At 73.5% G+C, this 15,816-nt stretch carries 18 protein-coding genes; 8 read left to right on the forward strand and 10 right to left on the reverse strand.

The window, feature by feature from the left end; genetic code table 11:
- Both ACA511_RS15515 and ACA511_RS15520 read left to right on the forward strand, forming a co-directional pair.
- Positions 1-218 (forward strand): hypothetical protein (locus ACA511_RS15515; protein WP_375025009.1); only part of this gene is annotated, 218 nt, incomplete at its 5' end.
- A 5-nt stretch (positions 219-223) separates the two neighbouring features.
- On the forward strand, positions 224-2,023 hold the full coding sequence (locus tag ACA511_RS15520; protein WP_375025594.1) for a GMC family oxidoreductase N-terminal domain-containing protein: 1,800 nt from the start codon (positions 224-226) through the stop codon (positions 2,021-2,023).
- Positions 2,024-2,068: 45 nt separating this feature from the next.
- On the opposite strand, the gene fdhA is transcribed toward ACA511_RS15520, so the two are convergent.
- From fdhA to ACA511_RS15540, 4 genes are all read right to left on the reverse strand, one after another.
- Positions 2,069-3,283 carry a formaldehyde dehydrogenase, glutathione-independent gene (gene fdhA, locus ACA511_RS15525; RefSeq protein WP_375025010.1) on the reverse strand — a complete coding sequence of 405 codons (1,215 nt, stop codon included), beginning with the start codon at positions 3,281-3,283 and terminating at the stop codon, positions 2,069-2,071.
- A gap of 104 nt (positions 3,284-3,387) precedes the next feature.
- Complete coding sequence (locus ACA511_RS15530; RefSeq protein ID WP_375025011.1) at positions 3,388-4,044, reverse strand: response regulator; 657 nt, start codon at positions 4,042-4,044, stop codon at positions 3,388-3,390.
- Positions 4,035-5,219, reverse strand: coding sequence for a histidine kinase (locus tag ACA511_RS15535; protein WP_375025012.1), 1,185 nt, complete (start codon positions 5,217-5,219; stop codon positions 4,035-4,037). Before ACA511_RS15535 ends, ACA511_RS15530 begins: the two co-directional genes overlap by 10 nt.
- Positions 5,197-5,910, reverse strand: coding sequence for a DedA family protein (locus ACA511_RS15540; protein WP_375025013.1), 714 nt, complete (start codon positions 5,908-5,910; stop codon positions 5,197-5,199). The genes ACA511_RS15535 and ACA511_RS15540 overlap by 23 nt, the downstream gene beginning before the upstream one ends.
- Before the next feature lie 418 nt (positions 5,911-6,328).
- Between ACA511_RS15540 and ACA511_RS15545 the strand changes: the two genes are divergently transcribed.
- The 3 genes from ACA511_RS15545 to ACA511_RS15555 all read left to right on the forward strand — a co-directional run bounded on the left by ACA511_RS15545 (position 6,329) and on the right by ACA511_RS15555 (position 8,259).
- Positions 6,329-7,144, forward strand: a complete 816-nt coding sequence (locus ACA511_RS15545; protein WP_375025014.1) for an SAM-dependent methyltransferase — start codon at positions 6,329-6,331, stop codon at positions 7,142-7,144.
- Between the two features lie 269 nt (positions 7,145-7,413).
- Positions 7,414-7,911: a hypothetical protein gene (locus ACA511_RS15550; protein ID WP_375025015.1), complete on the forward strand. Its 498-nt coding sequence runs from the start codon at positions 7,414-7,416 to the stop codon at positions 7,909-7,911.
- Positions 7,912-8,049: 138 nt separating this feature from the next.
- The gene (locus tag ACA511_RS15555) at positions 8,050-8,259 is read left to right on the forward strand and encodes a DUF5999 family protein (protein WP_375025016.1); all 210 of its coding nucleotides are present in this window, start codon (positions 8,050-8,052) and stop codon (positions 8,257-8,259) included.
- A gap of 10 nt (positions 8,260-8,269) precedes the next feature.
- Here the strand turns inward: ACA511_RS15555 and ACA511_RS15560 are convergent, their stop codons facing one another.
- Positions 8,270-8,911, reverse strand: coding sequence for a YdcF family protein (locus ACA511_RS15560; protein WP_375025017.1), 642 nt, complete (start codon positions 8,909-8,911; stop codon positions 8,270-8,272).
- A 125-nt stretch (positions 8,912-9,036) separates the two neighbouring features.
- Between ACA511_RS15560 and ACA511_RS15565 the strand changes: the two genes are divergently transcribed.
- Positions 9,037-9,306 (forward strand): hypothetical protein, encoded by a 270-nt coding sequence (locus tag ACA511_RS15565; protein ID WP_375025018.1) that lies wholly within the window; start codon positions 9,037-9,039, stop codon positions 9,304-9,306.
- Between the two features lie 163 nt (positions 9,307-9,469).
- On the opposite strand, the gene ACA511_RS15570 is transcribed toward ACA511_RS15565, so the two are convergent.
- The 4 genes from ACA511_RS15570 to ACA511_RS15585 are packed head-to-tail and all read right to left on the reverse strand — an operon-like array spanning position 9,470 to position 12,378.
- On the reverse strand, positions 9,470-10,414 hold the full coding sequence (locus tag ACA511_RS15570) for a ribose-phosphate diphosphokinase (RefSeq protein ID WP_375025019.1): 945 nt from the start codon (positions 10,412-10,414) through the stop codon (positions 9,470-9,472).
- A 50-nt stretch (positions 10,415-10,464) separates the two neighbouring features.
- Positions 10,465-10,935, reverse strand: a complete 471-nt coding sequence (locus ACA511_RS15575; protein WP_375025020.1) for an SRPBCC family protein — start codon at positions 10,933-10,935, stop codon at positions 10,465-10,467.
- Complete coding sequence (locus ACA511_RS15580; protein WP_375025021.1) at positions 10,932-11,729, reverse strand: SAM-dependent methyltransferase; 798 nt, start codon at positions 11,727-11,729, stop codon at positions 10,932-10,934. The genes ACA511_RS15575 and ACA511_RS15580 overlap by 4 nt, the downstream gene beginning before the upstream one ends.
- A 40-nt stretch (positions 11,730-11,769) precedes the next feature.
- Positions 11,770-12,378: a PepSY domain-containing protein gene (locus ACA511_RS15585; RefSeq protein ID WP_375025022.1), complete on the reverse strand. Its 609-nt coding sequence runs from the start codon at positions 12,376-12,378 to the stop codon at positions 11,770-11,772.
- 116 nt (positions 12,379-12,494) lie between these two features.
- Between ACA511_RS15585 and ACA511_RS15590 the strand changes: the two genes are divergently transcribed.
- Together ACA511_RS15590 and ACA511_RS15595 are read left to right on the forward strand one after the other, a co-directional pair.
- A complete protein-coding gene (locus tag ACA511_RS15590) occupies positions 12,495-13,175 on the forward strand; it encodes a response regulator transcription factor (RefSeq protein WP_375025023.1) in 681 nt (226 codons plus the stop codon).
- A 1-nt stretch (position 13,176) separates the two neighbouring features.
- Positions 13,177-14,598 (forward strand): sensor histidine kinase, encoded by a 1,422-nt coding sequence (locus tag ACA511_RS15595; protein ID WP_375025024.1) that lies wholly within the window; start codon positions 13,177-13,179, stop codon positions 14,596-14,598.
- Here the strand turns inward: ACA511_RS15595 and ACA511_RS15600 are convergent.
- Positions 14,591-15,757, reverse strand: coding sequence for an acyl-CoA dehydrogenase family protein (locus ACA511_RS15600; protein WP_375025025.1), 1,167 nt, complete (start codon positions 15,755-15,757; stop codon positions 14,591-14,593). The genes ACA511_RS15595 and ACA511_RS15600 overlap by 8 nt on opposite strands.
- Positions 15,758-15,816: the final 59 nt, after the last annotated feature.

Consider the following 15,816-nt stretch of genomic DNA (forward strand, 5'->3'; position numbering starts at 1 on the left):
GGATCGGCGACGGGGGGGTGCTCGTCGTGGGGACGCTGCGGCGGGAGGAGTCCGTCGCGGTCGGCTACGCCGACCCCGACGGCGCTCCGGCGGTCTGCCACAACTCCGAGCGCGCGGACGTGCGGATCGTCCTGGCGCGCCGCGCGGGACGCTCCTGGGAGACCGAGCGCGAGTGGCGGCTGGACGGCACCGGCCACGCGGAGGTGGGGCTGCGGTGAGCGCCATGACGGGGACGATCTCGGTGCTGCTCGGCATCGAGGACGCGGGCGAGCTGGCCCGCGTCGCCGCGGGCGCCGAGGCCATCGCGCGGACGCTGCCCGGCCCGGCGCGGCTCGGGCTGGCCGCCGGCGCCGGCACGCTGGACGCCCTGTCGCGCGTCGCCACCGGGCACCCCCTGGACCGGCTGGACGCGCACCGCAGGGACGCGCTCTGCACGCTGCTGGCGTCGCGCGCGTCCACCGCCCGGATCGTCGAGACGTTGAAGATCCCGCTGCTGCTGGCCGCCGGGACCGGGCTGCTGCCGGGCCCGCCGGAGCCGGGCGGGCTCGTGCGCCCGGACGCCGCGCTGGACTGCGTGCCGTCCGCCGGGTGGCCCGCCTGCGCGACCGCCGACGCCGTCGTGGTCGGGTCCGGCGCGGGCGGCGCGATGGCGGCGCGGACCCTCGCCCGGCGCGGCATGTCGGTGGTGGTCCTGGAGGAGGGGCGGCGGTTCACGGCCGCCGAGTTCCGGGAGCGCCCGCCGCTCGACCGGTTCCTCGACCTGTACCGGGACGGCGGCACGGCGGTGGCGCTCGGCCGCCCGCCCGTGCTGCTGCCCGAGGGCCGCGCGGTCGGCGGGACGACCGTCGTCAACAGCGGCACCTGCTACCGGACGCCCGGCCGCGTGCTCCGGCGCTGGGCGTCCCTCGGCGTCCCGGTGGAGGACTTCGGCGAGCGGCTGGACGAGGTCGAGGCCACGCTCCGCGTCGCGCGGCAGCCGGTCGCGCCGCTCGGCCGCAACGGGCTGCTCGCCCTCGCGGGCGCGGAGCGGCTCGGTTGGCGGGCCGCGCCGCTGCGCCGCAACGCCCCGGGCTGCAAGGGCAGCGCGCAGTGCGCCGTGGGGTGCCCCCACAACGCCAAGTACGGCGTCCACCTGAACGCGCTGCCGCAGGCGTGCGAGGCGGGAGCGCGCATCGTCACCCATGCGCGGGCCGAACGGATCCTGGTCGAACGCGGGACCGCCGCGGGCGTGCGCGCGCGCCGCCCGGACGGCACGTCCTTCGAGATCCTCGCTCCCCGTGTCGTCGTGGCGGCGGGCGCCACGCAGACGCCCCTGCTGCTCCGGCGCTCCGCTCTCGGCGGGCATCCGGAACTGGGCCGGGGGATGGCCGTCCATCCGGCGACGAACATGGCGGGACGGTTCGCCGAGCCGGTGGAGTCGTGGGCCGGCGTGATGCAGAGCGTCGGCATCGAGGAACTGCACGGCGACGGGATCCTCATCGAGGCGACGGCGACGCCGCCGGGCATGACCTCGCTCCCGCTGCCCGGCATCGGGCGGGGGCTGCGCGCCGAACTGGACGGCGCCCGCCACCTCGCCGTGCTCGGCGCGATGATCGCCGACGCGCCGTCCGGCCGCGTGCACGGCGCCGGGCACCGCGCGCTGCTCCGCTACGACCTGACCCGGGAGGACGCCGGGCGGCTCCGGCGCGCGATGGCCGCGATGGGGCGGGTCCTGTTCGCCGCCGGAGCCGGGGAGGTGCTGACCGGGCTGGCCCGCGACCCCGTCGTCCGGGACGAGGACGAGCTGACCCGGGCCGTCGCGGCGGCGTCGCGCGCCGACCTGCACCTGGCCGGCTTCCACCCGACCGGGACGGCGCGGCTCGGCGCGGACGGGGCCGCCGCTCCCGTCGACCCGTCCGGGCGGCTGCGGGGCGTGCGCGGCGTGCACGTCGCGGACGCGTCCGTCCTGCCGACGTGCCCCGAGGTGAACCCGCAGCTCACCATCATGGCGATGGCGCTGCGGATCGCCGAGGGCATCGGGTGACGGGCCCGCGGACGGGCGCGCCGGCGGCCCGCCCGCGCCCCGCCGTCAGGCCGCCCCCGCCAGCACGCCGTGCGGGTCGAGGATGTACTTGCGCGCCGCGCCCCGGTCGAACTCGGCGTACCCCTCGGGCGCCTGGTCGAGGGGGATGACGGACGCGTTGACGTTCCGCGCGATCTGCGCCCGGTCGTACAGGATCGCCATCATCAGCTGCCGGTTGTAGCTCATCACCGGGCACTGGCCCGTCACGAAGTACAGCGACTTGGCCCAGCCGAGGCCGAGGCGCAGCCCGAGCTGCCCGACCTTGGCGTTCTCGTCCGAGGCGCCCGGGTCGCCGGTCACGTACAGGCCCGGGATGCCGAGCCCGCCCGCGGCGCGGGTGATGTCCATCAGCGTGTTGAGGACGGTCGCGGGCTGCTCCGTCCGCGCCCCCTCGTGCCCCTGGCCGCGCGCCTCGAACCCGACGCAGTCGACGGCCGCGTCCACCTCGGGGACGCCGAGGATCTGCTCGATCTGCTCCGGCACGTCGCCGTGCCGGGACAGGTCGATCGTCTCGCAGCCGAAGCCGCGGGCCTGCTCCAGCCGCCGCGCGTTCATGTCGCCGACGATCACGACGGCGGCGCCGAGCAGCAGGCACGCGGTCGCGCACGCGAGACCGACCGGCCCCGCGCCCGCCACGTACACGGTCGAACCCGTCGTGACGCCCGCGGTGTAGGCGCCGTGGTAGCCGGTCGGGAAGATGTCCGACAGCATCGCGAGGTCGGGCAGCTTCGCCATCACCGTGTCGCGGTCGCCGGGGAACTTCAGCAGGTTGAAGTCGGCGTACGGGACGACCGCGTAGCCGGCCTGGCCGCCGTGCCAGCCGCCCATGTCGACGTACCCGTAGGCGGCGCCGGGCCGTTCCCGGTTGACGTTCTCGCACACGCCGGTATGGCGTTCCTTGCAGTTGCGGCAGCGGCCGCACGCGATGTTGAACGGGACGCTGACGAGATCGCCCGCCTTGACGAACTCGACGTCCCGGCCGGTCTCGATCACCTCGCCGGTGATCTCGTGGCCGAGCGTCAGCCCGGCGGGCGCGGTCGTCCGGCCGCGCACCATGTGCTGGTCGGACCCGCAGATGTTGGTGGCCAGGACCTTGAGGATCACCCCGTGCTGGAGCTTGCGGCCGTTCTGCTCGGCCAGTTCGAGCTTGGGGAAGTCCAGGTCCTCGACCGTGACCTTGCCCGGCGCCTGGTAGACGACGCCTCGGTTGGTGTCCGCCACGATCTCTCCCTCCGCGTTGAGGATCGGTCCCGGACCCATACCCGCTTTATTCCTGTTAGTCCGTTTTTCGGGTCGGCGGTCGGCCGATTTCCGGGCGGGCGGGTTCAGGTCCCGAGATAGCGGAGGACGGCGAGGACCCGGCGGCTGTACCCGGCGGCGCGCGACAGGTCGAGCTTGTCGAAGATCGCGTTGACGTGCTTCTCGACCGCGCTCTGCGAGATGTGGAGGCCCGCGGCGATGGACGCGTTGGTGCGCCCCTGGGCCATATGGTCCAGGACGTCCCGCTCGCGCGGGGTGAGCCGGGCCAGCGGATCGGCGTGCGCGCTGTGCGCCAGCAGCCGCCGGACCACCTCGGGGTCGAAGGCCGCGCCGCCCGAGCCGACCCGGTCCAGGGCGTCGAGGAACTCGTCGACCTGCGCGACGCGGTCCTTCAGGAGGTAGCCGACGCCGGCGGTGTCCGCGGTGATCAGCTCGGCGGCGTACCGCTTCTCCACGTACTGGGACAGGACGAGGACCCCGACGCCCGGCCAGCGCCGCCGGATCTCCAGCGCGGCGCGCAGGCCCTCGTCGGTGTGGGTCGGCGGCATCCGGACGTCCACCACCACGACGTCGGGCGTGCCCCGCCCGTCCGACGCCGCCACCGCGGCGATCAGCGCGTCGCCGTCGCCGACCGCGGCGACGACCTCGTGGCCCTCCTCGGCGAGCAGCCGCACCAGGCCCTCCCGGAGCAGCGTCGAGTCCTCCGCCAGCATCACCCGCACGGCAGCTCCGCGGTGATCACGGTCGGGCCGCCGGGCGGGCTGTGCACGCCGAACGTCCCGTCCAGCGCGGCCACCCGGCGGGCCAGCCCCGCCAGCCCGCCGCCGCCCGGATCCGCTCCCCCCGCCCCGTCGTCCTCGATGCGCACGCTGATCATTGTCGCGGATCCCGCGACGGCGACCCGCACGGACGCGGCGCCGGAGTGCTTCGCCGCGTTCGTGACGGCCTCGCAGACCACGAAGTACGCGGCGGTCTCCACCGCGTGCGGCGGGCGGCCCGGCACGTCGTACCCGATCGCCACGGGGACGGCCGACCGCTCCGCCACCGTCTCCAGCGCCGCGCGCAGGCCCTCCCCGTCCAGCGCGGCCGGGTACACCCGCCAGGTGACCTCCCGCAGGTCCTCAAGGGCCCGCTGCGACTCCTCGTGCGCCTGCCTCAGCAGGTCCGCCGCCCGCTCGCGGTCGCCGGCCCGGCGGGCCCGGCCGATCAGCATGCCCAGCGCGACGAGCCGCTGCTGGACGCCGTCGTGCAGGTCGCGCTCGATGCGGCGGCGCTCGTCGTCCACCGCGTCCACCACCTGCGCGCGGGTGACCGACAGCTGCGCGATGCGGCGCTCGTACTCCTCCAGCGGGCTCGGCCCGAGGCAGCGGCGCGCCACCGCCCGCTCCAGCGCCACCACCCCCGCCAGCCCCTGCACGGCGAGGAAGAGCAGCACCGCGCCCGCCGCGGCGGTGTAGAGGACGATCCACCAGGAGGGCGGGATGCCGTCGAGGTGGTCGCCGGTGATCCACCAGCCGGCCGCCAGCCGGACCGCGACCGCCGCCCCGTAGCCGACCAGCAGCAGGATCAGGCCGCCGAGCAGCCCGACCGGAACCCGCAGGACGAGGTAGGCGAGCGCCCGCAGCGGCCCGTACCGGACGGCCCGGTCCTCGCCGAGGAACGCGCGGAGCCGCCGCCGTTCCAGCTCGGTCAGGAACTCCGCGCCGTCCGCGACGGCCGCCGGGACCGTCCGCCGCCCGCGCGAGAACGCCAGCGAGTACGCCATCAGGAGCGCCGCCGCCGCCAGCAGGACCAGCTCCGCGCCGGCGGAGACCGCGCCCAGCACCAGCCCCGCCGCGGCGCGCACGACCGTCGCGGGGGCGCGCCGCACGACGTCAGAAGACTCGGTCGCGTTCACGTTCCCCTGTCTCCGCCCGGTGCGCCCCTGCCGGGCGCTGGTCCTTGGCCTGCAGCGCCTTCACGATACGCACGGCGAGGAACGCGACGGCCGCCAGTCCGACCACGGCGACCACCGCCTTGGAGTAGACGCCGACGTACTCCTCGACCGTCCGCCAGTTGTCGCCGAGCCCGTACCCGGCCAGCACGAACGCGGTGTTCCACAGCAGGCTGCCGAGCGCCGTGTAGAGGAGGAACACCGCCATCCGCATGCGCTCCACCCCGGCCGGGACGGAGACGAGGCTCCGGAAGATCGGGATCATGCGGCCGAAGAACACCGCCTTCGCGCCGTGCCGGGCGAACCACGCCTCCGTCCGGTCCAGGTCGCCGAGCTTGACCAGCGGCAGCCGGGCCACGATCGCGCGGACCCGGTCGCGTCCGATCAGCGCCCCGATCCCGTAGAGCGCGAGCGCGCCCGCGACGCTCCCGGCCGTCGTCCACAGGAGCGCCGCCACCAGGCTCATCCTGCCCTGCGCGGCGGTGAACCCGGCGAGCGGGAGGATCACCTCGCTCGGCAGCGGCGGGAACAGGTTCTCCAGCGCGATCGCCAGCCCGGCGCCGGGCGCGCCGAGCCGGTCCATCAGGTCGGTCGCCCACCCGGCGACGCCGCCGGCGGGGCCGGTTCCGGACACCGCGTTCATCATTCCGATCATGCTGACGACGCTAGGAACCCGCCGGGCCCGCCACCATGGTGGACGCCGCCGACCCGTCCGGCCGATCCCCGCACCCCCGCCCTGCGGAAAACCGCACCCCCGGCGGAGCCCGAGAAAGCATGGCTCGCGGAAGACGCCCGGATCGTCTACTGCCTCGCGGACGCCCACCGTCCCGAACTCGCCGCCGCGGCGGAAGTCCTGCACAGCCGGTGGGATGCCGTCGCGCCCCTGCGGAGCACCGTCTCCGCCGGTCCTCTCGGTGACCCGCTCCCCGAAGGCCGGCGCCTTCGCGGCCGTGAACGCGGGGCGCGGTGGATGGGGTGAAAGGCCCGCCGGGGGCGGGGATCCGGCTTAGGGTTGGGGGCTCAGGTCCGTCCGGCGCCGGTGGCGCGGGCGAAGCACGGAAGGAGCCGCGCGCGTGGCCGACGATCTCCCCGAGAGCGCGCCCCCGGGCATCGACCCCTCCACGCCGACGTTCGCGCGGGTGTACGACTACTTCCTCGGCGGCAAGGACAACTTCGCCGCCGACCGCGAGGTGGCCGACATGGTGATGCAGCTCGTGCCGGAGGCTCCGGTGGTGGCGCGGGGCAACCGGGTCGCCATCGAGCGGGCGGTGACCTACCTGGCCGGCGACCTCGGCATCGACCAGTTCGTCGACATCGGGTCCGGGCTGCCGACCTCGTCCAACGTGCACCAGTTCGCACGGTCGGCGAACCCCGCGGCGAAGGTCGTCTACGTCGACAACGATCCGATCGTCCTGGCGCACGGGCGGGCGCTGCTCACCGAGAACGGCATCGCGACGTTCATCCAGGGCGACCTGTACGAGCCGGGGAAGATCTTCGACGATCCGGCGCTGACCCGGCTGCTGGACCTGTCCCGCCCGGTGGGCGTCATCCTGGCCGCGATCATCCACCACGTCCCGGACGAGCGCGACCCGGCGGGCGTCGTGCGGGAGCTGCACTCGTTCCTGCCGTCCGGCAGCCACGTGGTGCTCACCCACCTGCACGACTCGGGGGACGACCCGCGCGTCGAGGAGGCCAAGCGGATCCTGCAGTCGGGCCTGGGCGGCTCCTACTTCCGCCACTCGTCGGAGATCGAGCGGTTCATGGAGGGGCTCACGATCCTGGAGCCGGGCGTGGCGCACGTCACCGAGTGGCGTCCGGACGGGCCGGCGGGTCCGCTGGAGCACCCGCTGCACACCCAGATGGTGGCCGTGCTCGGCCGCAAGGACTGACTCCGGGAAAACACGGATTCAGCGGAGAGTGAAACCGGGCCGCCGGGCGGGGGCCGTCCAGGAGCCTCGGAGGGTCCGGTTCCCGCAGGCAGCGCGGTTGCGGACACAGTGACCGCCCGGTTCCGGACACCAGGTCAGGTAATGATCTAGTAAAGGATCTTTCTGATCGACTTTTCCGTTGTCAACCCTTTCTTGTAGCGTTCGCACCGTTTTGTGAAGTGGATTCATGATCGGACTTTCCCGCCGCAAGATCATGTGAGGACGCCGCGATGCCCCTGGCGACAGGCCTGGCCGCGGCCGCGCTCCTGGGCCTGCTGACGCTCCTGGCCACCGCGCGGCACGGCAGGCGCCGACAGCGCTCGGAGAACGAGCACCCCGAGTCCCTGACGACCGTCCTCGGGCCGGGGGACGAGGAGTACCTCGCGTGGCTGGCCGACCACCACTGGCCCCGGGACGAGTACCTCGACCTGGAGCACGACTGGCTGGACGAACTCGCCTTCGGCGAGCCGGCGGGGCGGTACGAGGCGCCGCTGTGCCCGCGGTGCGACCTGCGCCGCGAGGACGTGTGGCCGTGCCCGACGTGCGGCCGGCTCCTGCACTCCTCCTGCGGCCACGGGATGCGCCGCCGCGCGGTCGACCGCCCGTACCGGACGCACGCGACCAATTCCGAGGCCGTCATCGCCGAGTGGATCTGCACGGGCTGCGCGTCCGTCGTCGGCCTGGACGTGGACCACGGCGACGAGCCCGACGGCGGAATCTTGAGATGAAACGTCCCGGATTGCCCGATCTTGTCGTCCTTCACACGTGATGAACGGTAAAGAATTCGCCATCCACTTGCATATTTCGGACGCACAGCGGCAGGCTGTTTTATGTCCTTAATCACAGGGACACCGTGGAGGGACACCGTGACCGCTCAGCATGACACCAGCTGCACGCACGATCCGGCGTGTCCGGCGCCGGACGACCTCGACCGCGAGGCGGCGCGCACCATCGCCAACCACCCGGAGCAGGGGTGGAGCCTGCTCTGCAACGGCATCGTCGTCTTCGAGGACACGGGCGAACTGCTGCCCGACGGCCGGGTGATCGCCCCGCACCGTCCCATCGCGACCGCCTGAGGCCGCACGGTCATCTGATCACGTGCCCGTCGTAGCCGAGCCGGGCGAGCTCCTCGTACGCCGCCCAGACCGGCGCCGGGACGGGCATCGGCACCTGGAAGCCCCGTTCCGCGTACACGACCATCCGCTGCAGGTCCCCCACCATCAGCTCGATGGACCGGCGCTCGCCGCCGTACGCGTCGAACCCCAGCTCCGGCGCGGACGCCGACCAGCCGACGCCGGGCCACTGCCGCCGCGCCGTCGCGAGCGCCCGCCGCGTCATGTAGGGCTTGGCCGCGAGGATCCCGCGCCGCACCGCGATCCCCCGCTCGTCCACCAGCCGCCTTGACGCGGTGATGTTCTCCCCCGTATTGGCCGCCGTCTCCTCCAGTAGAAGGGCGTCCTCGGGGACGCCGTGCTCGCGCGCGACCCGGCCGAACACCCGCGCCTCCGTCTCGTCCCACCCTGAAGTGATCTTCCCGCGCCCGCCCGAGACGATCACCAGCGGCGCCCAACCCGCGTGCCAAAGCCTCGCCGCGTGCGCCGCCACCCGCGTGTCGTGGCACCCCAGCGCGAGGATCACGTCAGCCTGGGAGAGGGGGCCGGACAGGACGAGGTGGTCCCAGACGATCCTCGCCAGCTCGCGCGCACGCGCGTCCACAGGAGACTCCACGGGGTCATTGTCCCCGCCGGCCCGCATGTCGGACTGCCATCCGGCGGGCCGTCCCGATAACGTTCAACTGTTTTGCTACTTACGTAAGAATCATGTCGAACTCGACCGCGAAAGGACGGTGTGGTGTGATCACAGTCCTGGTCCTCGTGTCCCTGCTCGCCATGTTCGGCCTCTGCCTGCCCAACCTGCTCCGCCCGATGCAGCCGGGCCCCGCTCCCGACCCGCCGCCCGCCGGGGACGCGCACCCGGAGTCCATGACCGCCGAACTCGAGGCCGGCGAGGAGGAGTACCTCGCCGGCCTCGCGGACGAGCTCTGGCCCGAGGACGAGTACCTCGAAATGGAGCACACCACCGACGGCGAAGAGGAGTCCGGCGGCAGCGGCATGCTCCTGTAACCCCACTCCGCTCCCGCGAGCTGGACCCGACCCGCCGCCGACCCGTTCCAGCAGGCCCGGAACGCGGAGCTGCGGCAGTGGCTGGAGCGGGTCGCGCGCGGTCATCTGCTGGAGTACGCCGAGGTGCCGGAGGCCGCGGAGTTCCGGGCGAGCCGGGGGTAGGTCAGGGGGATTCGAAGAGGGCGCTCACGGATTCGCCGTTGTGGATGCGGCGGACGGCCTCGGCCAGGGCCGGGGCGATGGACAGGACGCGGAGCTTGTCGCCGCGGTCGCCGTCCGGGACGGGGACCGTGTTCGTGCAGACGATCTCCAGGACGTCGGGTTCGGCGGTCAGGCGCTGGAGGGCGCCGGCGGCGAACAGGCCGTGCGTGCAGGCGATGCGGATCGTGCGGGCGCCCAGCTCGCGGAGCCGGTCCAGGAGCTCCAGGACGGTGCTGCCCTTGGCGATCTCGTCGTCCAGGACGATGACGTCGCGGCCGGCGACCTCGCCGATGACGGAGCTGATCTTGACGCGGTCGTCGGCGAAGCGCTGCTTGGCGCCGGCCGCGACCTGCACGCCGAGCAGGCGCGCGAAGGCCGCGGCCTCCTTGGCGTTGCCGAGGTCGGGCGAGACGACGGTGGTGCGGGACAGGTCGTACCCGCTGAAGTGGTCCGCGAGCTCGCGCAGCGCGTGCAGGTGGTCGACGGGGACGGAGAAGAAGCCGTGCACCTGCGGGGAGTGCAGCGTCATGGCGAGGACGCGGCCCGCGCCCGAGGCGACGAGGAGGTCGGCGACCAGGCGCCCGCCGATCGAGATGCGGGGCGCGTCCTTCTTGTCCGACCGGGCGTAGGAGTAGTGCGGCATGACGACGGTGATCCGGCTCGCGGACGCGCCGCGGGCGGCGTCGCACATGAGGAGGAGCTCGACGAGGTGCTCCTGGACGGGGGCGACGAGCGGCTGGATCAGGAAGACGTCCCGCTCCCGGCAGTTGGCCTGCAGCTGCACTTCGAGGCAGTCGTTGGCGAACCGGTCGACGCGGGACGGGCTCAGCGGCACGCCGAGATGGGCGCAGACCTCGGCGGCCAGTTCCGGGTGGGCACTGCCGCTGAACACCGCGATCTCTCGCACGGACCGCTCCTCACATGATCGACCGCAGCTCATGCTAGAGGGCGGCCAGGTCAGCCGGCGGGGAGGGGCTCGCCGGTCTCCAGGAGGGTCTTCAGCCCGGACAGGACGTGCGGCCAGCCGTGCCGCGACATGCCGAGCAGCGCCTCGCCGGCCCGGTGGACGACCGTCAGCCTGACGGTTCCGCCCGCGGGTTCGATGGCGAAGGCCACCGTCGAGCGGGGCTCGGCCATGAGCGCGCGGCGCGTCTCCTCGTCCACGCCGACGCTCTTCGCCCACTCGGGCGTGAACGTGTGCCAGGTGTAGGAGAGGCGGCGGCCCGGCTCGGCCTCCAGGACGACCTGCTCGGGGTCGGCCGTCGTCGCGCCCTCCTCCTGCCAGGTCATGGCGGAGCCGGGCTGCCAGTCCGTCTCGAAGGAGACGCCCCAGTAGAGGCTGGTGAACGCGGGGCCGGTGAGGGCCCCCCAGAGGCGGTCCGGCGTTGCCTTGATGTAGGTGGTGTACACGAACTCGCCTGCGGTCATGGTTTGCGGCCCACCCCGCCGAACGCGTCGACCGCCTCCGGTTCGCCGGGGCCGTCCGGGCGCCAGTGCGTCACCGGGACGATCCCCGGCTCCAGCACCTCCAGTCCCTCGAAGAACCCCGCGATCTGCTCGGGCGTCCGCAGCACGAGCTCCGCGTTTCCGGCGGCGTTCCACACCTCGACGATCCGGTCGGACGCCTCGCCGTGGACGACGTTGGTCCCGTCGTACATGGCGAGGTGGCTGCCGGGGGTCACCGCGTCCATCAGCCGCCGCACGATCGAGTACGCCTGGTCGTCGTCGGGGACGAACTCCAGGACGCCCATCAGCGTGAACGCGATCGGGCGGCCGAAGTCGAGCGTCTCGGCGGCGCCCGCCAGGACGCCCTCGGGTTCCCGCAGGTCGGCGTTGATGTAGGCGGTGCTCCCCTCCGGGGTGCTGCTCAGCAGCGACTTCGCGTGCTCCAGGACCAGCGGGTCGTTGTCGACGTAGACGATCCTCGACGAGGGCGCGGCCCGCTGGGCGACCTCGTGGGTGTTGTCGACCGTGGGCAGGCCGGTCCCGATGTCGATGAACTGGCGGATGCCGGCCTCGGCGGCCAGGTGCCACACGGCCCGGTTCAGGAAGAGCCGGGACGCGCGCGCCAGCCTGGCCACGTCCGGCAGCATCCCGAGGATCTGGTCGCCGACCTCGCGGTCCACCGGGTAGTTGTCCTTGCCGCCCAGCCAGTAGTTCCAGATGCGCGCCACGTGCGAGACGCTGGTGTCGATTCCGGGGCCGGGTCTCTGTTCGCTCATGCGCACCTCCCCCGGCGTTCCTTCCCGGCCCCGCCGGTCGTCAGTCCTCGTCGATCCTCTTGTCGAGGACCTTTCCGGTCGCGGCGTCCACGGTGATCTCGTGCTCGGCGCCGTCCCGGCCGGTCACGCCGACCTCCCAGACGGCCTTGCCGTGCTCGTGCTCGAAGTCGGCGGACGTGACGCGCCCCTGGACGGCCTTCAGCGCGGCGTCCGCCGCGGCGGGCGCGGTCACCTTCGCCTTGCGGAGCACGGCGGGGTCGCCGTCGTCATCGTCGCCATCGCGATCGTCCGCGCGGTTGGTCAGGACCTTGCCGGTGCCCGAGTCGACGGTCACGTCGCGCCGGTCCCCGTTGCCGGCGAGGACGTCGACCTCCCAGGCCGTCCCGCCGTCCTCGTCGTCGAGTTCGATCTCCGCGACCGTGCCGGGCACCGCCTTCAGCGCCGCGTCCGCGGCCTGCGCGATCGACACCGCCGTCTTCGGGGCCTCGCCCTCCGGCCGGTCGCCGGACGGGGCCGCGCTCCGGCCCGGCCCGTCGTCGTGCGCGGCGGCCACCGCGGCCGTGGTCCCCCCGCCGGCCAGGACGCCCGCGGCGACCACCGTCACCAGCAGCCCGCGTCCCCGGAACATGCGCCGTGCGTCGATCTTCATCGGACTTCCCGCCCTCCGTGTCGTCTGCGTTGCGGTACCGACGATGCCGCGGGTTCCTGTAGCGCGCCTGAAGCAACCTGAAGCCGCCTTCAGGCGGGGTTTGGCAGGCTGAGGGCATGCGCCTGCTGATCGTGGAGGACGAGAAGCGCCTGGCCACGTCCCTCGCGCGGGGGCTGACGGCCGAGGGCTTCGTGGTGGAGGCCGTCCACGACGGCGCGGAGGGCCTGCACCGGGCGCTCGGCGGCGGCTACGACCTGATCGTCCTCGACATCATGCTGCCCGGGATGAACGGCTACCGGGTGTGCGCGGCGCTGCGGGCGGCGGGCGACGAGACGCCGATCCTGATGCTGACCGCCAAGGACGGCGAGTACGACGAGGCCGAGGGCTTGGACACGGGCGCTGACGACTACCTCACCAAGCCGTTCTCGTACGTGGTGCTGGTGGCGCGCGTCCGTGCGCTGCTGCGCCGCCGGACGCGGGGCGCCGCGCCCGCCATCGTGCTCGGCGACCTCACCGTGGACCCGGCCGCGCGGCGGGTGTTCCGGGGGGACGCCGAGGTGGAACTGACCGCCAAGGAGTTCGCCGTGCTGGAGCATCTCGCGGCGAACGCGGGCCGGGTGGTGTCGAAGGCGCAGATCATGGAGGCGGTCTGGGACTTCGCCTACGACGGCGACCCCAACATCGTCGAGGTGTACGTGAGCGCGCTGCGCCGCAAGCTCGACGTCCCGTTCGGGCGCCGGTCGATCACGACGGTGCGCGGCGCCGGGTACCGGCTGGCCCGGGACGGGGGCTCCTGAGATGGCGCGCCTCCTGGGGTCGGTCCGGGCCCGGACGACCGTCGGCGCGACGGCCGTGGTGGCGGGCGCGCTGGTCGCCGCCGGGCTCGCGGTCGTGCTGCTGCTGCGCGGGAACCTGGCCGGGCAGGCGGACCTGCGGGCCGAGGTGGCGGCGCGGGAGGTCGCGGCGCAGCTCGCGACGGGGACGTCCTACGGGGGCCTCGACCTGCCGGACGGCGAGGACCATCCGGTGCAGGTCGTCGGGGAGGACGGCCGGGTGCGGGCGGTGAGCGAGGACTTGCAGGCCGTCCGGGGGACCGGTTCCCCGGACGTCCGGCCGGGCGGGTCCGGGCGCGGCGGCGGCGATGACGAGGACGACCGCGACGACGATCCCCGGCGCGGCGAGGTGTCGGACGACGACCCGAGGCTCAGCACCGGCACCGCGACCGTGGACGGCCGGACCGCCGGCTACCGGTTCGCGGCGGTCGAGGTGACGACCCCGCGGGACGAGACCGTCACCGTGTACGCGGGCGCCGACCTGGCCGCCGCCCGCGACGCGGTCGGCACGGTCACCCGCGCGATGCTCGCCGGGCTGCCGCCGCTCCTCGCCGTGGTCGCGGGCGTGACCTGGCTGGTCACCCGGCGGGCGCTGCGCCCGGTCGAGGCCGTCCGGGCGGAGCTCGCGGAGATCACCGCGTCCGGCGACCTGGCCCGGCGGGTGCCCGTGCCGGGCGCGCGGGACGAGATCGCGAGGCTCGCCGCCACGACGAACGAGACGCTCGCCGCGCTGGAGGAGTCGGTGGCGCGGCAGCGCGGCTTCGTCGCGGACGCCTCGCACGAGCTGCGCAGCCCGATCGCGTCGCTGCGCACGCAGCTGGAGGTCGCCGCCGCGCATCCGGAGCTGCTGGACGTGGACGGCCTCGTCGAGGACGTCGTCCGGCTCCAGCATCTCGCCGCCGACCTGCTGCTCCTCGCCCGCATCGACGCCGGCGACCGGCCGCCGGCCCGGCCGGTCGCGTTCGGCCGGCTGGTCCGGGACGAGCTGGACCGCCGCGCGCCGCGCGACCGGATCGCCGTGCGGCCGTCGATCGAGGCGGACCCGCAGGTCATGGGCGTTCCGGGACGTCTGGCGCGGGTGGTCGGCAACCTGCTCGACAACGCCGAACGGCACGCGGACGGGGCCGTCGGGCTGTCGCTGCGGGCGGAGGCGGGCACGGCGGTGCTGCGGGTCGCCGACGACGGTCCGGGCGTCCCGGCCGCCGACCGCGAGCGGATCTTCGAGCGGTTCGTGCGGCTGGACGACGCCCGCAGCCGGGACGAGGGCGGCGCCGGGCTCGGCCTCGCGATCGCCCGGGACCTGGTGCTCGCGCACGGCGGGAGCCTCACGGTCGGCGAGGCCCCCGGCGGTGGCGCGCTCTTCGAGGTGCGGCTGCCGGCTACTTGAGGAGTTGGCGGGCCATGACCATGCGCTGGATCTGGTTGGTGCCCTCGTAGATCTGCGTGATCTTGGCGTCGCGCATCATCCGCTCCACCGGGAAATCACGCGTATACCCGTAACCCCCCAGCAACTGGACGGCGTCGGTGGTCACGTCCATCGCCACATCCGAGGCCAGCGCCTTGCACGCCGACGACACGAACGTCAGATCCGCGACCTTCTCCCCCTGCATCGCCCGCTCCGACTTGACCGCCGCGTGATAGGTCAACTGCCGGGCACCCTCCAGGCGCATCGCCATGTCCGCCAACATGAACTGCACACCCTGGAAATCAGCGATCTGCTTGCCGAACTGCCGCCGCTCCCTCACATACCCCAACGCGAAGTCCAACGCCCCCTGCGCGATCCCCAGCGCCTGCGCCGCGATCGTGATCCGCGTGTGGTCCAACGTCGCCAACGCCGTCTTGAACCCCGTCCCCTCCGCACCGATGATCCGATCGGCGGGAATGCGGGCGCCCTCGAAGATCACCTGCCGCGTCGGCGACCCCTTGATCCCGAGCTTGCGCTCCTTGGGACCGAACGACACCCCCGCATCCGACTTCTCCACCACGAACGCCGAAATCCCCCGCGCACCCGCACCCGGATCGGTCACCGCCATCACCGTGTAGAACTCCGACACCCCCGCATTGGTGATCCACATCTTCGCGCCGTCCAACACCCACGCATCACCATCACGCACCGCACGCGTCTTCATCGCCGCCGCGTCCGACCCCGCCTCGGCCTCCGACAACGCATACGAGAACATCCCCTCACCACGCGCCACCGGCCCCAGGTACCTGCGCTTGAGCTCCTCCGACCCGGCCAGCAGCACCGGCACCGTCCCCAGCTTGTTCACCGCCGGAATCAACGACGACGACCCGCACGCCCGCGCCACCTCCTCGATCACGATCACCGTGGCCAGCGCGTCCGCCCCACCACCCCCGTACGATTCGGGCACGTGCACCGCATGCAGACCACTGCCCACCAACGCATCAAGGGCCTCCTGCGGGAACCGCGACTCCTCGTCCACCACCGCCGCGAAAGGAGCGATCTTGGCATCGGCCAGCTCACGCACCGTACGCCGCAACAGCTCATGCTCCTCCGACGGCGCATACGCAGGAAAGTCGCTCATCGTGCCTCCACTCGCCGACCGGTAGCCCCGGCGATACTTTGACGACAAATATTTGAACG

It is taken from the genome of Actinomadura sp. GTD37 (genome assembly GCF_041951365.1).
Lineage (GTDB): Bacteria > Actinomycetota > Actinomycetes > Streptosporangiales > Streptosporangiaceae > Spirillospora.